The following is a 14,145-nucleotide window of genomic DNA, read 5'->3' on the forward strand; positions in this document are numbered from 1 at the left end:
ATGAATATCCTTGTATTTGATAACTACGACTCATTCACCTATAACCTGGTACACCTGGTTGAAAAAATCATAGACGGTAAAGTAACCGTTGTACGCAACGACGAAATTCCGCTGGAGAAAGTAAAAGAATACGATAAAATTATTCTTTCCCCTGGCCCGGGAATCCCGGAAGAAGCAGGACTGCTGCTGCCGCTGATCAAAGAATATGCACCAACCAAATCCATCTTCGGTGTATGCCTTGGCCAGCAGGCGATAGGACAGGCCTTTGGCGCCTCTCTCATCAACCTGAAAGAAGTATACCATGGCGTGGCTACCAATGTGCAAATCATTGCAGACAACGGCCGCCTCTTTAACAATATGCCGAAAGAACTGGAAGTAGGCCGCTATCACTCATGGGTGGTAGACGAAAAAACACTCCCTTCGGAGCTGATCATTACCGCCAGAGATGAAGATGGCTACATCATGGCACTGCAACACGAAAGCTACGACGTGAGCGGCGTACAGTTCCACCCGGAAAGTGTACTCACTCCACAGGGAGAGCAGATACTGAGAAACTGGCTGGAAATGTAATCTGCCACCACGTTTCACGCTTATCTATTTCTTCAGTCTATCACTAATATCACCATGAAAAAGATTTTAAACTACCTCTTCGAACATAAAACATTTAGTCGCGAAGCCGCCAAAGAAATCCTCACCAGCATTTCCAAAGGCATGTATAACGACAGCGAACTGGCCGCATTCATGACGGTTTTCCTCATGCGCTCCATCACCATCGATGAGCTGCTGGGCTTCCGCGATGCCCTGCTCGAACTCTGTATCCCGGTAAACCTGAACGGCTACAACGTACTGGACATCGTAGGTACCGGCGGCGATGCAAAAAATACATTTAATATTTCTACCTTGTCGTGCTTTGTAGTAGCCGGCGCAGGTGCAAAAGTAGCCAAGCACGGTAACTACGGCGTATCCTCCGTTAGTGGTGCCTCCAATCTCATGGAGTTGGTAGGATACAAATTCAAGAACGACGACAGCAAGCTGAAAGCTGAGCTGGAAGGCGCAGGCATCTGCTTCCTCCATGCACCACTGTTCCACCCTGCATTGAAAAATGTAGCCGGAATACGCCGCCAGCTTGGTATCCGTACATTCTTCAATATGCTGGGGCCACTCGTAAATCCGGCCTTCGCACAACACCAGCTCATTGGCGTATACAGCCTGGAAATGGCCCGCGTATACAACTACCTGTTCCAGCAAACCGATAAACAGTTTGTGATTGTTCATAGTCTCGACGGATACGATGAAATTTCCCTCACCGCCGATACCAAGGTTATCACCAACAAAGGTGAGCAGGACTGGACACCGGAGCAGCTGGGCAAGCGTAAAGTACACCCTGAGGATATCTACGGTGGCAATACGCCGGAAGAAGCAGCTAAGATCTTTATGAAAATACTCAAAGGAGAGGGCACCTGGGCACAAAACTCCGTAGTGTTTGCGAACGCTGCTATGGGATTGTATAGTCTCGGTACCTACAACACCTACGAGGATTGCTTTGCCGCCGCCGTGGAATCACTGGAGTCCGGCAATGCATACAAATCTTTCCAGAACCTGATAGCATTACAATAATGAAAAATATTCTGGCAGAAATAGTTGCCCATAAGCATACGGAAGTAGCTGCCCGCAAGCAGGTACGCAGCACAGCAGAACTGGAACAGGCGCCCATGTTTGGAAGAGAAACACTCTCCCTCTGCCAGTTCCTGCGTATGCCGGATAAAACCGGTATCATCGCGGAGTTCAAGCGTCGCTCGCCCTCTAAGGGACTGATCAACGGCAACGTGACCGTACAGCAGGTTACTACTGCGTATACCCGTTACGGTGCCTCCGGCCTGTCGGTGCTTACTGACGAAAAGTTTTTTGGCGGTACCTCCGATGACCTGCAACAGGCGCGCAGTTACAATCAGGTGCCTATCCTCCGCAAGGATTTTATTGTGGATGAATACCAGATTGTGGAAGCAAAAGCTATCGGTGCGGATGTAATTCTGCTGATCGCTGAATGCCTGGAAGCCGCCGAAGTAAAGCAGCTTTCCACCTTTGCCCATAACCTGGGCCTGGAAGTATTGCTGGAAGTACATAGTGAATCACAACTGGAAAAAGTAAGTGAGCACGTGAACCTGGTGGGTGTCAACAACAGGGACCTGATTACTTTTCAGGTAGACTTTAACCGTTCCTGTGAGCTGGCGCCAAAGATACCTTCGGATAAGCTGAAGGTAGCAGAAAGCGGGATTAATGATCCTGCTGCCATCGTAACGCTGCAGCAGGCCGGCTTTGAAGGATTTCTCATCGGGGAGCATTTTATGCGCCAGGAAGATCCGGCAAGAGCATTTGAGAATTTTGTAACGGAGATGCGCACGCTGCAAAATAAGTAAGCGAAGGCGCGCTTCGCGCGCCGGGATTGATTGAATAGTTCTTTATTTCTCGCAGAGCAGCATAAGCAGGTAAGCAGCAAAGGCCTGCCTTTTGTTCCGATCCGGGGATGAGGACCCAAGGTCCTCATCCCCGGATTCCACCACCGAATAGGTCGGTGGTGGAATCCGGGCAAAAAAACAACAAAACATGCTGCTCTGCAAGAAATAAAGATCGCAACAGATGCCGAAGGCATCTACCGCAAAAAACAACACACATGCAAATAAAAGTTTGTGGCATAACAAAACTAAGCGACCTGCAAATGCTGGTAGAAAACAAAGCCGACTATGCCGGCTTCATCTTCTACGAGCGCTCGCCCCGCTTTGCCGGCAGCCGCATTGATGCCCGGTCTGTACGTGAAACCACCGGTATCCTTAAGGTAGGCGTGTTTGTAAACGCTTCCATGGAACAGGTGCTCACCACCGTGGTGGACTATGCACTGGACCTGGTGCAGCTCCACGGGGATGAAACGCCGGAGTTTTGCGCGGCAGTGCAAACCAAGGTACCGGTGATAAAGGCATTTCGTATAGGCGCCCACGTAAACTGGGAAAAGGAAATCAGTCCCTATCTCCCGGTAACAAAATATTTCCTGTTTGATACCGCCTCTGAAAAAGGCTACGGCGGCACCGGCGACCGTTTCAACTGGGAGTTGCTGCAGCAATATCCTTATCAGCATCCTTTCCTGCTCAGCGGCGGCATTGCCCCCGGCCAGGAAGCGGAAATCGGTAACCTGCAACTGCCGCAGCTGTTTGCCGTGGATATCAACAGCAAATTTGAAGATAGTCCCGGAGTGAAAAATCCGGAAAAAGTAAGTGTATTTGTTGCCGGCCTTCGTAAAGCCCTGCAGCAGGTACTGTAAGCGAAACAAACATTTGTCAACATAAAAATATTGTATCATGGACATTGCGATAGATACTAGCAAATCCAGGTATCATGTGGATAAGAACGGCTACTACGGAAGATTTGGCGGTGCCTATATTCCCGAAATGCTATATCCGAATGTGGAAGAACTGCAGCAGAAATACATGGAAGTCCTCAGCGATCCCGGCTTCCAGGCAGAGTTTACGGACCTCCTGCGGAACTACGTAGGACGCCCTTCCCCGCTGTATTTCGCCAAACGTTTATCCGCTAAATACGGCGCTAAGATCTACCTGAAAAGAGAAGACCTGAACCACACGGGGGCGCATAAAGTCAATAACACCATCGGGCAAATCCTGCTGGCGAAGCGCCTGGGTAAAACCCGCATCATTGCTGAAACCGGCGCAGGGCAACATGGCGTGGCCACTGCTACCGTTTGTGCACTTATGGGTATGGAATGCGTGGTGTACATGGGCGAAATTGATATTGAGCGCCAGGCACCTAACGTAGCCCGCATGAAAATGCTGGGAGCTACCGTGGTACCGGCTACCAGCGGAAGTAAAACCCTGAAGGATGCAACCAACGAAGCTATCCGCGACTGGATCAATAACCCCGTAGATACGCATTATATCCTCGGCACCGCTGCCGGTCCGCATCCATATCCTGATATGGTGGCGCGTTTTCAGTCGGTTATCAGTGAGGAGATCAAAAAGCAGCTGCTGGAACAGGAAGGGCGTGAAAACCCGGATTATCTCGTTGCCTGTATTGGCGGAGGCAGCAATGCTGCCGGTACCTATTTCCACTACCTGGACGTACCGGAAGTGAAAATTGTGGCAGTAGAAGCGGGCGGTAAAGGTATCCACAGCGGCTTTTCCGCTGCCAGCACCAAGCTGGGTAAAATTGGTATCATCCATGCCAGCAAAACGCTGCTCATGCAAACCGATGATGGCCAGATTGTAGAGCCACACAGCATTTCCGCTGGTCTGGATTATCCCGGCATCGGCCCTATGCATGCGCACCTCTATGAAACCGGCCGTGGTACCTTCCTCGACGCTACCGACGATGAAGCCCTGGCAGCCGGCTATGAACTGAGTCTGCTCGAAGGCATCATCCCCGCCATGGAGTCTGCCCACGCCCTGGCTAAACTGAAAGACCTGGACCTCAAGCCTGAAGATGTAGTGGTACTGTGCCTTTCAGGCCGCGGTGATAAGGATTTGAATACATATATCACCAACATGAAAAAGTAACAAGTATGCAGAACCGTATAGATCAACTGTTTGCTTCCAAAAAGAAGGACATACTGAATATATATTGCACCGCAGGTTATCCGGAGCTGAACAGCACCCTCCCTATCATGAAAGCGCTGCAGGACAGCGGTGTGGACATCATTGAACTGGGGATGCCTTTCTCCGATCCACTGGCCGACGGCCCGGTGATCCAGGACAGCAGCACCCGCGCCCTTAAAAACGGCATGAGTATCCACCAGCTGTTTGAACAGCTGCAAGGATTCCGTAAAGATATTCACGTACCGGTGATCCTCATGGGATACCTTAACCCGGTGCTGCAATATGGTGTGGAAGCTTTTCTGAAAAAATGTGCGGAAACAGGCGTAGACGGATTAATTTTGCCGGACCTGCCCATGGCAGAATATGAGCAGGATTATAAACACCTGTTTGAACAATATAACCTGGACCTGATTTTCCTCGTAACACCGGAAACCAGCGATGCCAGAATCCGTAAAATAGATACCCTCAGCAGAGGCTTTATCTATGCGGTTTCTTCCAGCTCCACCACCGGAAAGGACAAGGATATGGGCAACCAGGAAGCGTACTTTGAAAGATTGAAAAGCCTCCAGCTCAACAATCCCGTGCTCATAGGTTTTGGTATTAAAGACAAGCCTACCTTTGATGCAGCAGCAGCGCACGCAAACGGTGCTATCATAGGTACCGCATTCATCAGGGCACTGGAAGCCAGTACAGATATTGTTCCTACCGTAAAAGCTTTTGTGGGTAATATCCGCGGAGGCAAGGCCGTAGGAGAAAAGACTATTTAAACTGATTATGAAAACAGTTATTGTAAAATATAACGCTGGTAATATACGCTCCGTGCTGTTTGCACTGGAGCGTATAGGCGTAACCGGTATTGTTACGGATAATGTGGAAGAGATCCGTGCGGCCGATAAAGTAATTTTTCCCGGTGTGGGCGAGGCCAGCACTGCCATGAATTACCTGAAGGAACGCAAGCTGGACCAGGTGATCAAAGATTTGAAACAGCCAGTGCTGGGCATATGCCTCGGCATGCAGCTGATGTGTAAACACTCTGAAGAAAATGATACCGAATGCCTCGGCATTTTCGACAGTCAGGTGAAACGCTTTGAATCCGTAGCAGGCCTGCTGAAAATACCGCAGATAGGCTGGAACAACATCACCAACCTGCACAGCTCCCTGTTTGAACATGTGCCGGAAAACAGCTACATGTACTTTGTGCATAGCTACTACGCTGCGCTGGGCGCAGATACCGTAGCCATCACCAACTATGTGCTCAACTACAGCTCCGCCCTGCAGAAAGATAATTTTTACGGCGTGCAGTTTCACCCGGAGAAATCTGCCACCGCAGGTTCCCGCATCATTGAAAATTTCCTGAACGTATAGTGATGAATATTCAACATATCAGTGCAACAGATACATTGCAGCTACGCAGAGACGTGCTCTACCCGAATGAATCGCTACAGGCGGTGCAGGTGGAAGGCGACGATGACGGGCTGCATTTTGGGGTTTATGAAGGGACACAACTGGTAACAGTTGTTTCGTTGTTTTTACAGGGGCCGGAAGCGCAGTTCCGCAAACTGGCCACCCATCCCGGATGTCAGGGCCGTGGTTATGGAAAAGCTATCCTGGCGCACCTTACAGATTTCTGCCGGTCACACGGTGTTAAAACCCTCTGGTGTAATGCCCGCAATACCGCTGTTTCTTTTTATGAGAAACTGGGCTACAAAACCCAAGGTGATTACTTTACCAAGCAGGGAATCGTATTTATAAAAATGCAGATTCCTATCGAAAGCAAGATCATGCCATCATTCGAAATAATTCCTGCCATTGATATCATCGATGGTAAATGCGTGCGATTAACGCAGGGCGACTACAATCAGCAAAAAGTCTATAACGAGCACCCGCTGGAGGTAGCAAAAGAATTTGAAGCACTGGGCGTAAAACGCCTGCACCTGGTGGACCTCGACGGTGCCAAAAAAGGCGCCGTGGTAAACTGGAAAGTGCTGGAAAATATTGCCGGCAAAACATCCCTGGTGACCGACTTCGGCGGAGGCATCAAAACAGAGAAGGACCTGCAGATTGTATTTGAAAGCGGGGCAGCCCTGGCTACCATCGGTAGCGTGGCGGCCAAAGAGCCGGAGCTGTTTTTCAGCTGGGTAAAACAATACGGCGCGGATAAAATTTTCCTCGGTGCTGATGTGAAAGAAGAGAAAATTGCCGTGGGTGGCTGGCTGGAAACTACCGGCTTATCCGTGTACGATTTTCTGCAAAGCAACATTGCGCAGGGGGTACATAATATTTTCTGTACCGATATCGCGAAAGACGGCCTGCTGCAAGGTCCCAGCGTGGAGTTGTATAAAAAAATCCTGGAGCAGTTCAAGGGCATTAACTTTGTGGCCAGCGGTGGTGTAAGCAACATCAACGATGTGGCAGTGTTGCAGGAAATAGGCTGTAGCGGTGTTATCATTGGTAAAGCCATCTACGAAGGGAAAATTTCTATGGCAGAATTAAAAACATTCCTCTAAAAGTTCATTTTATGCTGACCAAAAGAATTATACCCTGCCTGGATATCAAAGACGGCAGGACAGTGAAGGGGATTAACTTTGAAAACATCCGCGATGCAGGTGATCCTATTGAGTTAGGGGCACTGTACGCTGAACAGGGCGCCGATGAACTGGTGTTTCTGGATATAACGGCTACGAATGAACGCCGTAAAACATTGTCGGCCCTCGTAACGCAGATTGCCCGCCACGTAAACATTCCGTTTACTGTTGGAGGAGGCATTTCCAGTGTGGAAGATGTGAGTGTGCTGCTGCAGTCCGGCGCCGACAAAATATCTGTTAATACCTCCGCATTTAAAAATCCGGGGCTGGTAGATGAGTTGTCGCGCGAGTTTGGAAGTCAGTGCATTGTACTGGCTATTGATACCCGCTTTGAGGGCGACGACTGGTATGTATACCTGAACGGTGGCCGGGTAAAAACGGAAGTAAAGGCGTACGACTGGGCTAAAGAAGCGGTAGCACGCGGGGCAGGAGAGATATTGCTGACTTCAATGAACAACGACGGTACCAAGCAGGGCTTTGCACTGGACATTACCGGTAAGTTGGCGCAAAACCTGAATGTACCGGTGATTGCCTCCGGCGGAGCAGGTACCATGGAGCATTTTGTGGATGTGTTCCAGACTGCCCAGGCTGATGCAGCCCTGGCAGCAAGTATTTTTCACTATAAAGAGATAGAAATACCGACGCTGAAGAATTTCCTCTATCAGCAAAACATTAACATGCGTTTCTAATAATCATTTATGCAGATAGATTTTAAAAAATCCCCCGATGGCCTCGTTCCTGCTGTAATCCAGGACGCAGCAACACAGAAAGTGCTGATGCTGGGATATATGAACCAGGAGTCGCTCGATAAAACATTACAGGAGAAGAAAGTGACGTTTTTTAGTCGCTCCAAGCAACGGCTGTGGACAAAAGGGGAGGAGAGCGGTAACTTCCTGCTGGTACAGGATGTGAAGGTGGACTGTGATGCGGACACGCTGCTGATCAAGGTGAATCCGGTAGGTCCTGTTTGTCATACCGGCGCGGATACCTGCTGGGAAGAGCAGAATATGAGCAACGATTTCCTGTTTGAGCTGGAGGGTATCATCACGGATCGTTTAAACAACCCTTCCGAGAATTCCTATACCAGCAAGCTGTTTGCCCGTGGTATTAATAAGGTGGCGCAAAAAGTCGGGGAGGAAGCCATTGAAGTAGTCATTGAGGCAAAAGATAACAACAATGAGTTATTTTTGAATGAATCTGCCGACTTGTTGTTTCATTACCTGATCCTCTTACAGGCTAAAGGCTTCACGCTCAGCGATGTAATAGCAGTGCTGAAACAAAGGCATAAATAGTTATATTTATAAAAAATAATTTATGAAGCGTTTTTTGCTGATTATGGGAACAGTATTGCTCTCTGGTGCTGCATTTGCCCAGGAAGTGGTATCTGGTGTGGTGAAAGGTGGTACGGGCAAGTACCTGTATTTGTTTGACGATGAGGATAATAACCCGGATGATTCGGTGCTGATAAAAAATGACCAGTTCAGTTTTAAGGTGAAGGCGGGCAAGCAGCCGGCTATTCATGCGCTGATTCTGCAGAATATCGAGTATCCGATGTTGTTTGTGACAGGGGAAGGTGCCGTACATGTGGTAACAACAGCAACAACGTTTCCAATTACCAGTGAATTGAAGGGGGGCGCAAATACCCGCGACTTACAGGCATACCAGAAGGCTTTCGAGCCGCTGATTAAGAAAGCGAATGACCTGAATGTGGAGGCCCGCGGCATTGCCGGTTCGGATGAGGCGGGGCAAAATGCGTTCCGTAAGAAAGCCGCCGGTTTTGGCGATGAGGTAGTATCAGTGGGTACTTCCTTTGTAAATGCACATCCTAAGAGCGTGGCCAGCATCTGGCTCATGTTAAATGAGCTGCGCAACAGGCTGCAACCGGATGCATTTAAGCAACTGTTTGCGGGACTAGATAAGTCCGTACAAAATTCCAAGTACGGGGAAATGGCCACCGCCTATATAAAAAGTGCATACAAAAATGCTTTGGGGGTAGCTGCGGAGGATTTTGCTCAGGAAGATATGAAAGGCCAGCTGGTAAAGCTTTCCTCGTTTAAGGGCAAGTATGTGCTGGTGGATTTCTGGGCTAGCTGGTGCGGCCCTTGCAGGCAGGAAAACCCTAACGTAGTAAAAGCATATAATAAGTATAAAGATAAGAATTTCACCATTCTGGGTGTTTCACTGGACCAGGATAAGGCGCGTTGGCTGCGTGCCATTACCCAGGATGGGCTGGGTTGGACCCAGGTTTCTGACCTGAAGGGCTGGGGCAACGAAGTGGCGGTACAGTATGGCATTCAATCAATTCCGTCCAATTTCCTCGTAGATCCGGCGGGCAATATCATTGCACGCAACCTCCGCGGCGAGGCTTTGGAAGCAAAGCTGGCAGAGCTGTTACAATAGCCGCTTATCAATTAAAGATTGATAAGCTGCCGGCTTTTGAGGAAATTTGTTATTCGTAAAAATAAAAACCAATGAAAAAATTATTTATAGGTGCTGCGCTGCTAATGCCGGCATTATTGTTTGCCCAGGATAAAAAAACTGTTACTGCCAAACCTTTCACCATTCAGGGCACCGTATCTGACCAGAAAACACCTGCTAAAGTTTTCCTGAGAATGCGTAAATCAGGCGAAACTTTCATCGATAGTACGCTCACTAAAGATGGTAAATTCACTTTCACAGGTACGCTGGAAGAGCCAACCATGGCTAGCCTGATGCTGTCGCCTGAAGATGCAGGTAAATCTGTGTCCATGCGCAGAGATATGCTTGCCATTTTCCTTGACAACGGTACCGTTAACATCACTACTACAGATTCGATCAGCAAGGCAACCGTAACCGGTTCCAAAGCGAACGACGATTATAATAAACTCGGCGAACAGCTGAAGAGCGTGAATGAAGCGAATATGGCGTTGCAGCAGCAATACCGTGCTCTTTCCCAGGCAAAGGATAAAGAAGGTATCAAAGCATTGGAAGCTCGTTACGACAGCCTGGATGCAGCAGAAAAAGCAATTGAAACCAGTTTTTTCAACGCCAACACTTCTTCCCCGATTGCCCTGTTTGTACTCAACCAGGTAGCTGGTTACGATCTGGATGTTAAAACCATCGAGCCGCTGTACAAAAAGCTGAGCAAAGAAGCGAAAAATCTCCCTTCCGGTAAAGAGTTCGCGAAAAGACTGAATGCCGCTAAGAAAACTTCTATCGGCAGCATTGCGCTGGATTTCAGCCAGGCCGACAGCACCGGAAAAGCTATTTCCCTGGCATCTTTCCGTGGTAAATATGTACTGGTGGACTTCTGGGCAAGCTGGTGTGGCCCTTGCCGCGCTGAAAACCCGAACGTGGTAAAAGCTTACGAAAAATTCAATCCTAAAGGTTTCGAAATCCTCGGTGTTTCCCTGGATGATAAAAAGGAAAAATGGGTAGCCGCTATCCACGCAGATAAACTGACCTGGCAGCATGTTTCCGACCTGAAAGGCTGGAATAACGCAGCTGCTGGCCTCTACGGTGTACGCGCTATCCCGCAAAACTTCCTGATCGATCCTAAAGGCAAAATCATTGCTAAAAACCTGCGCGGTGAAGAACTGGAGAAGAAATTAGCCGAGTTCATGAACTAAGAAATACAGGTTCAATATATTATTGGAAAAGCAGCCTATATGGCTGCTTTTTTTATCCTGGCGGTGTAGGCCTGGTAGGCCTACACCGCTGTGGTTTAATCGTCTGCGAAGCAGACGATTAAACCACAGAAACCTCCCGACAACCGCACCTTACCACCCCTGCCGCACCTACATCTCCCTAAAAAAATAAAAAATAAATTTGTTCAATTACGAAACTTTCGTAGCTTTACGAAACATTCGTAATTATAAAAAATGAACCTTAATGGAAAAGCTTAGTCAGCAGGAAGAAGCTGCAATGATAGCCATCTGGAAAGCAGGGAAAGGCTTCGTGAAAGACTTTCTGGAAGCGCACATTGCGCCTGCTCCTCCATATACCACCCTGGCATCCACCATCAAAAACCTGGAGAAAAAAGGATTTGTGGAAAGTCGCAAAGTGGGTAACGTATACGAATACTCGCCGGTGATTGAAGAACAGATTTATAAACAGAAGTTCATGAATACGTTTGTAAAGGACTACTTCGCGGACTCCTACAAAGAGCTGGTATCCTTCTTTGCAAAGGAAAAGAAGATATCACCGGATGAACTGAAAGAGATTATTAACATGATTGAGAAAGGCAAATAAAATCGCAACCATGGTACCTGAAATCCTGATCTATCTGCTGAAAGCGAACGTAGCGCTTACCTTATGCTTCCTCGCTTATCGCCTCGGGCTTCGCAAGCTGACGTTTTATACGCTCAACAGGGTGTTCCTGTTGTTTGGTATCCTGGTGGCGGCCGTATTTCCGCTTATCAATATTAACAGTTTTATACACCGGCATGAAGAAATCGGACAGGTACTCAACTATGTACCGGATTTCCGCCAGTGGCAGGAAACACCGCATTTCAACTACTGGAACATTCTGGTATATGCTTTCTGGGCAGGAGTCCTGATCATGATCGGACGGTTTATGATCCAGTTGTTTTCCATGTATAAAATCCATAGAAGCGCTACTGATGATGCCATCAATGGCACAACCGTGAAGGTATTGCGGTCACCGGTAAACCCGTTTTCCTTTTTCCGTAACATCTACATAAATCCTGTATTACACCAGCCTGAAGAAATTGATGACATACTCCTGCACGAGCAGGTACATGTACGCCAGTGGCACAGTGTGGATGTGGTAATGGGAGAAATCAATAACATCTTTTACTGGTTTAATCCCGGTGCATGGCTCATGAAATCGGCCATCCGTGAGAACCTGGAGTTCATCACCGACCGCTACCTGCTACACCAGGGAGTAGACCGTAAAAACTATCAGTACAGTCTTTTAAAAATAAGTGGGATCCCATACGCGACGGCCATCGCAAACAATTTCAATTTCTCACACTTAAAAACAAGAATTATGATGATGAATAAAAAGAAATCATCAACCTATCACATGGTACGCTACGTAGTACTCGGCGCTTTAGTAGGAGGAATCGTATTATCGCTTAATTATAGTCGCGCCGCTACCAGCGTGGTATCCGAAATTATTCCGTTCGTGAAAGCGGAACCTGCGCCAGCAGCTACTCCTGCTCCTGCGGCAGTGGCCGATACCACCAGGCCAAAGGAAGTACGGATTGTAAGAGTGGTGAAAGACGACAAACAGTCTAGCGATTCCATCCGCGTCGAGGTTATTGAAAAAGCGAAAAACGATAAAGGGACCTATACCTTGGAGGCGAACGATGTGGTATTTGTAAGGGCGGATGATGTACGCACTTCCACTGACAGCTCCGGCAAGCAGCCCCGCATTGTACTGACCTATAACGCGGATACCACAAAACCGGAAAAAGTAGTGGTGGGTTATGCTACCACAGTTTCAGAGAAAACAAAGCAGGCACAAAAATCGGGAGATGCTGTAGAAGCTGTAACCGTGCAGGGCCGTGCCATTGGTGTGAAATCTGATACCAACCGCAACGTGATCCGCATTGTTGGCACTAAATCAGGTCACAAACCCCTTTATGTGCTGGATGGGAAAGTGATAGAGGAGAGTGAAATGAAGGATATCAGCCCAAACAATATCGAATCTATCAATGTACTCAAAGGTGAGAGTGCAACTAAACTGTATGGCGAAAAAGGAGCCGACGGTGTAATTCTGATCAAACTGAAGAAAACGAATTAAAATATTGGCGCCATTCAATAGCTTGTAATCTCATTACTATAAAGGTCGCCTGTTGAGGCGACCTTTTCAATTTCGTTTATTTTGCTGATCTCACGCATCTGAAGCCCAGATTCGCCAATCCTGATTCCGGCGTTGTTTTCATCCTGGCGGAAACCCTGTAGCCGCGGCAATATTCATCGCTACACATATATGAACCGCCACGGATCACATGTTTGATCTGGCCGGGATCTTCCGGGTCAAATGCTTCCGCAGGGCCGGTAGGGTTTACAGACAGCTCCCCGTCTTTTCCATAATAATTAGCATGGTATAAATCATGTACCCACTCCCACACGTTGCCGGACATATCGTATAGTCCATAACCGTTAGGGGCATACGATTTTACTGGCGCTGTACCAGTGAAGCCATCGGTATTGGTATTTTTATAAGGAAAGTTTCCGTTCCAGGTATTGGCTTTGGGCTTGCCGGCGGTGAGGGCTTCTGTGCCCCAGGGATACAGTTGGTTTTTGAGTCCGCCCCTGGAAGCATATTCCCATTCCGCCTCGGTAGGGAGGCGCTTATTGGCCCATTTGGCAAAGGCAACGGCATCCTCGTAAGATACCTGCGTTACCGGATGGTTTTCTCTGCCTTTGATGTCGCTGTCCGGTCCTTCAGGATGGCGCCAGCTGGCACCGGCTACAAAGCTCCACCATTGCGATACATCGTTAAAAGGCACGGCATGATCCGGTGGAGTAAACACCAGTGCACCAGCGGCGAGCATGCTGCTATCCGGCTCCGGGGAGCCTGGTGGCAGTCCGCGCATCAGCTCTTCCTTGGAAATAGGCTTTTCTGCAGTGGTTACATAGCCGGTTTGGGTCACAAAGAGTGCGAACTCCGCGTTGGTAACTTCGTGTTCATCCATATAAAAGCTGTCCACTTTCACATTGTGTTTTGGATATTCATCCGCTACACCGGTGTTGTCGTCCGCTCCCATACCGTAAGTGCCGGCAGGCACGAGTACCATATGGTTCAGCGTATCCGGGGTGTTGAAGCTGGCAGTTTCTTTGGCTGCGGGCGTGGACTGGCCACAGGAAAATAAGCCCGTCAAGCTGGTGAGGATGCAAATATTGATATAATTTCTGGTCATTGTCTATGCTCGCTGTTTACGGTGATCATCAAAAATAGCAGGTATTTTCTTTTTTTTATCTGTTCCCCAATAGCAGGTTAACAATTTCAT

15 protein-coding genes are annotated in these 14,145 nt (G+C 48.3%); 14 read left to right on the forward strand and 1 reads right to left on the reverse strand.

Annotation, left to right across the window (positions count from 1 at the left end; genetic code table 11):
* The 14 genes from KW844_RS17195 to KW844_RS17260 all read left to right on the forward strand — a co-directional run bounded on the left by KW844_RS17195 (window position 1) and on the right by KW844_RS17260 (window position 12,932).
* Window positions 1–570, forward strand: a complete 570-nt coding sequence (locus KW844_RS17195; protein WP_218378010.1) for an aminodeoxychorismate/anthranilate synthase component II — start codon at window positions 1–3, stop codon at window positions 568–570.
* A gap of 54 nt (window positions 571–624) precedes the next feature.
* Entirely contained in the window at window positions 625–1,617 is a 993-nt protein-coding gene (gene trpD / locus KW844_RS17200; protein ID WP_218378011.1) for an anthranilate phosphoribosyltransferase, read from the forward strand.
* Window positions 1,617–2,417, forward strand: a complete 801-nt coding sequence (gene trpC, locus KW844_RS17205) for an indole-3-glycerol phosphate synthase TrpC (RefSeq protein ID WP_218378012.1) — start codon at window positions 1,617–1,619, stop codon at window positions 2,415–2,417. The genes trpD and trpC overlap by 1 nt, the downstream gene beginning before the upstream one ends.
* Before the next feature lie 254 nt (window positions 2,418–2,671).
* The gene (locus tag KW844_RS17210) at window positions 2,672–3,313 is read left to right on the forward strand and encodes a phosphoribosylanthranilate isomerase (RefSeq protein WP_218378013.1); all 642 of its coding nucleotides are present in this window, start codon (window positions 2,672–2,674) and stop codon (window positions 3,311–3,313) included.
* A 49-nt stretch (window positions 3,314–3,362) separates the two neighbouring features.
* On the forward strand, window positions 3,363–4,559 hold the full coding sequence (gene trpB / locus KW844_RS17215; RefSeq protein WP_370626499.1) for a tryptophan synthase subunit beta: 1,197 nt from the start codon (window positions 3,363–3,365) through the stop codon (window positions 4,557–4,559).
* Window positions 4,560–4,564: 5 nt separating this feature from the next.
* Entirely contained in the window at window positions 4,565–5,365 is an 801-nt protein-coding gene (gene trpA, locus KW844_RS17220) for a tryptophan synthase subunit alpha (protein WP_218378015.1), read from the forward strand.
* Window positions 5,366–5,372: 7 nt separating this feature from the next.
* A complete protein-coding gene (gene hisH, locus KW844_RS17225; RefSeq protein ID WP_218378016.1) occupies window positions 5,373–5,963 on the forward strand; it encodes an imidazole glycerol phosphate synthase subunit HisH in 591 nt (196 codons plus the stop codon).
* Between the two features lie 2 nt (window positions 5,964–5,965).
* Window positions 5,966–7,105 carry a 1-(5-phosphoribosyl)-5-[(5-phosphoribosylamino)methylideneamino]imidazole-4-carboxamide isomerase gene (gene hisA, locus KW844_RS17230; RefSeq protein WP_218378017.1) on the forward strand — a complete coding sequence of 380 codons (1,140 nt, stop codon included), beginning with the start codon at window positions 5,966–5,968 and terminating at the stop codon, window positions 7,103–7,105.
* Between the two features lie 11 nt (window positions 7,106–7,116).
* Window positions 7,117–7,872: an imidazole glycerol phosphate synthase subunit HisF gene (gene hisF / locus KW844_RS17235; protein ID WP_218378018.1), complete on the forward strand. Its 756-nt coding sequence runs from the start codon at window positions 7,117–7,119 to the stop codon at window positions 7,870–7,872.
* Between the two features lie 9 nt (window positions 7,873–7,881).
* A complete protein-coding gene (gene hisIE, locus KW844_RS17240) occupies window positions 7,882–8,475 on the forward strand; it encodes a bifunctional phosphoribosyl-AMP cyclohydrolase/phosphoribosyl-ATP diphosphatase HisIE (protein ID WP_218378019.1) in 594 nt (197 codons plus the stop codon).
* Window positions 8,476–8,497: 22 nt separating this feature from the next.
* Window positions 8,498–9,583 carry a TlpA disulfide reductase family protein gene (locus tag KW844_RS17245; RefSeq protein WP_218378020.1) on the forward strand — a complete coding sequence of 362 codons (1,086 nt, stop codon included), beginning with the start codon at window positions 8,498–8,500 and terminating at the stop codon, window positions 9,581–9,583.
* A 71-nt stretch (window positions 9,584–9,654) separates the two neighbouring features.
* Complete coding sequence (locus KW844_RS17250) at window positions 9,655–10,791, forward strand: TlpA disulfide reductase family protein (RefSeq protein WP_255578500.1); 1,137 nt, start codon at window positions 9,655–9,657, stop codon at window positions 10,789–10,791.
* A 262-nt stretch (window positions 10,792–11,053) separates the two neighbouring features.
* Window positions 11,054–11,413, forward strand: coding sequence for a BlaI/MecI/CopY family transcriptional regulator (locus KW844_RS17255; RefSeq protein WP_218378021.1), 360 nt, complete (start codon window positions 11,054–11,056; stop codon window positions 11,411–11,413).
* A gap of 10 nt (window positions 11,414–11,423) precedes the next feature.
* Window positions 11,424–12,932 (forward strand): M56 family metallopeptidase, encoded by a 1,509-nt coding sequence (locus KW844_RS17260; protein WP_218378022.1) that lies wholly within the window; start codon window positions 11,424–11,426, stop codon window positions 12,930–12,932.
* Between the two features lie 76 nt (window positions 12,933–13,008).
* Here the strand turns inward: KW844_RS17260 and KW844_RS17265 are convergent, their stop codons facing one another.
* On the reverse strand, window positions 13,009–14,055 hold the full coding sequence (locus KW844_RS17265; RefSeq protein WP_218378023.1) for a formylglycine-generating enzyme family protein: 1,047 nt from the start codon (window positions 14,053–14,055) through the stop codon (window positions 13,009–13,011).
* Window positions 14,056–14,145 lie beyond the last annotated feature (90 nt).

This window comes from Chitinophaga sp. sic0106 (assembly GCF_019219075.1).
GTDB lineage: Bacteria > Bacteroidota > Bacteroidia > Chitinophagales > Chitinophagaceae > Chitinophaga.

Excerpts from the sequence above, each read along its gene's own strand:
- KW844_RS17265 (WP_218378023.1), bottom strand. The coding sequence starts at position 14,055 with ATGACCAGAAATTATATCAATATTTGCATCCTCACCAGCTTGACGGGC.
- KW844_RS17195 (WP_218378010.1), top strand. The coding sequence starts at position 1 with ATGAATATCCTTGTATTTGATAACTACGACTCATTCACCTATAACCTG.
- trpC (WP_218378012.1), top strand. The coding sequence starts at position 1,617 with ATGAAAAATATTCTGGCAGAAATAGTTGCCCATAAGCATACGGAAGTA.
- KW844_RS17255 (WP_218378021.1), top strand. The coding sequence starts at position 11,054 with ATGGAAAAGCTTAGTCAGCAGGAAGAAGCTGCAATGATAGCCATCTGG.
- hisA (WP_218378017.1), top strand. The coding sequence starts at position 5,966 with ATGAATATTCAACATATCAGTGCAACAGATACATTGCAGCTACGCAGA.
- KW844_RS17245 (WP_218378020.1), top strand. The coding sequence starts at position 8,498 with ATGAAGCGTTTTTTGCTGATTATGGGAACAGTATTGCTCTCTGGTGCT.
- hisIE (WP_218378019.1), top strand. The coding sequence starts at position 7,882 with ATGCAGATAGATTTTAAAAAATCCCCCGATGGCCTCGTTCCTGCTGTA.
- trpD (WP_218378011.1), top strand. The coding sequence starts at position 625 with ATGAAAAAGATTTTAAACTACCTCTTCGAACATAAAACATTTAGTCGC.
- trpA (WP_218378015.1), top strand. The coding sequence starts at position 4,565 with ATGCAGAACCGTATAGATCAACTGTTTGCTTCCAAAAAGAAGGACATA.
- KW844_RS17210 (WP_218378013.1), top strand. The coding sequence starts at position 2,672 with ATGCAAATAAAAGTTTGTGGCATAACAAAACTAAGCGACCTGCAAATG.
- KW844_RS17260 (WP_218378022.1), top strand. The coding sequence starts at position 11,424 with ATGGTACCTGAAATCCTGATCTATCTGCTGAAAGCGAACGTAGCGCTT.
- hisH (WP_218378016.1), top strand. The coding sequence starts at position 5,373 with ATGAAAACAGTTATTGTAAAATATAACGCTGGTAATATACGCTCCGTG.
- hisF (WP_218378018.1), top strand. The coding sequence starts at position 7,117 with ATGCTGACCAAAAGAATTATACCCTGCCTGGATATCAAAGACGGCAGG.
- KW844_RS17250 (WP_255578500.1), top strand. The coding sequence starts at position 9,655 with ATGAAAAAATTATTTATAGGTGCTGCGCTGCTAATGCCGGCATTATTG.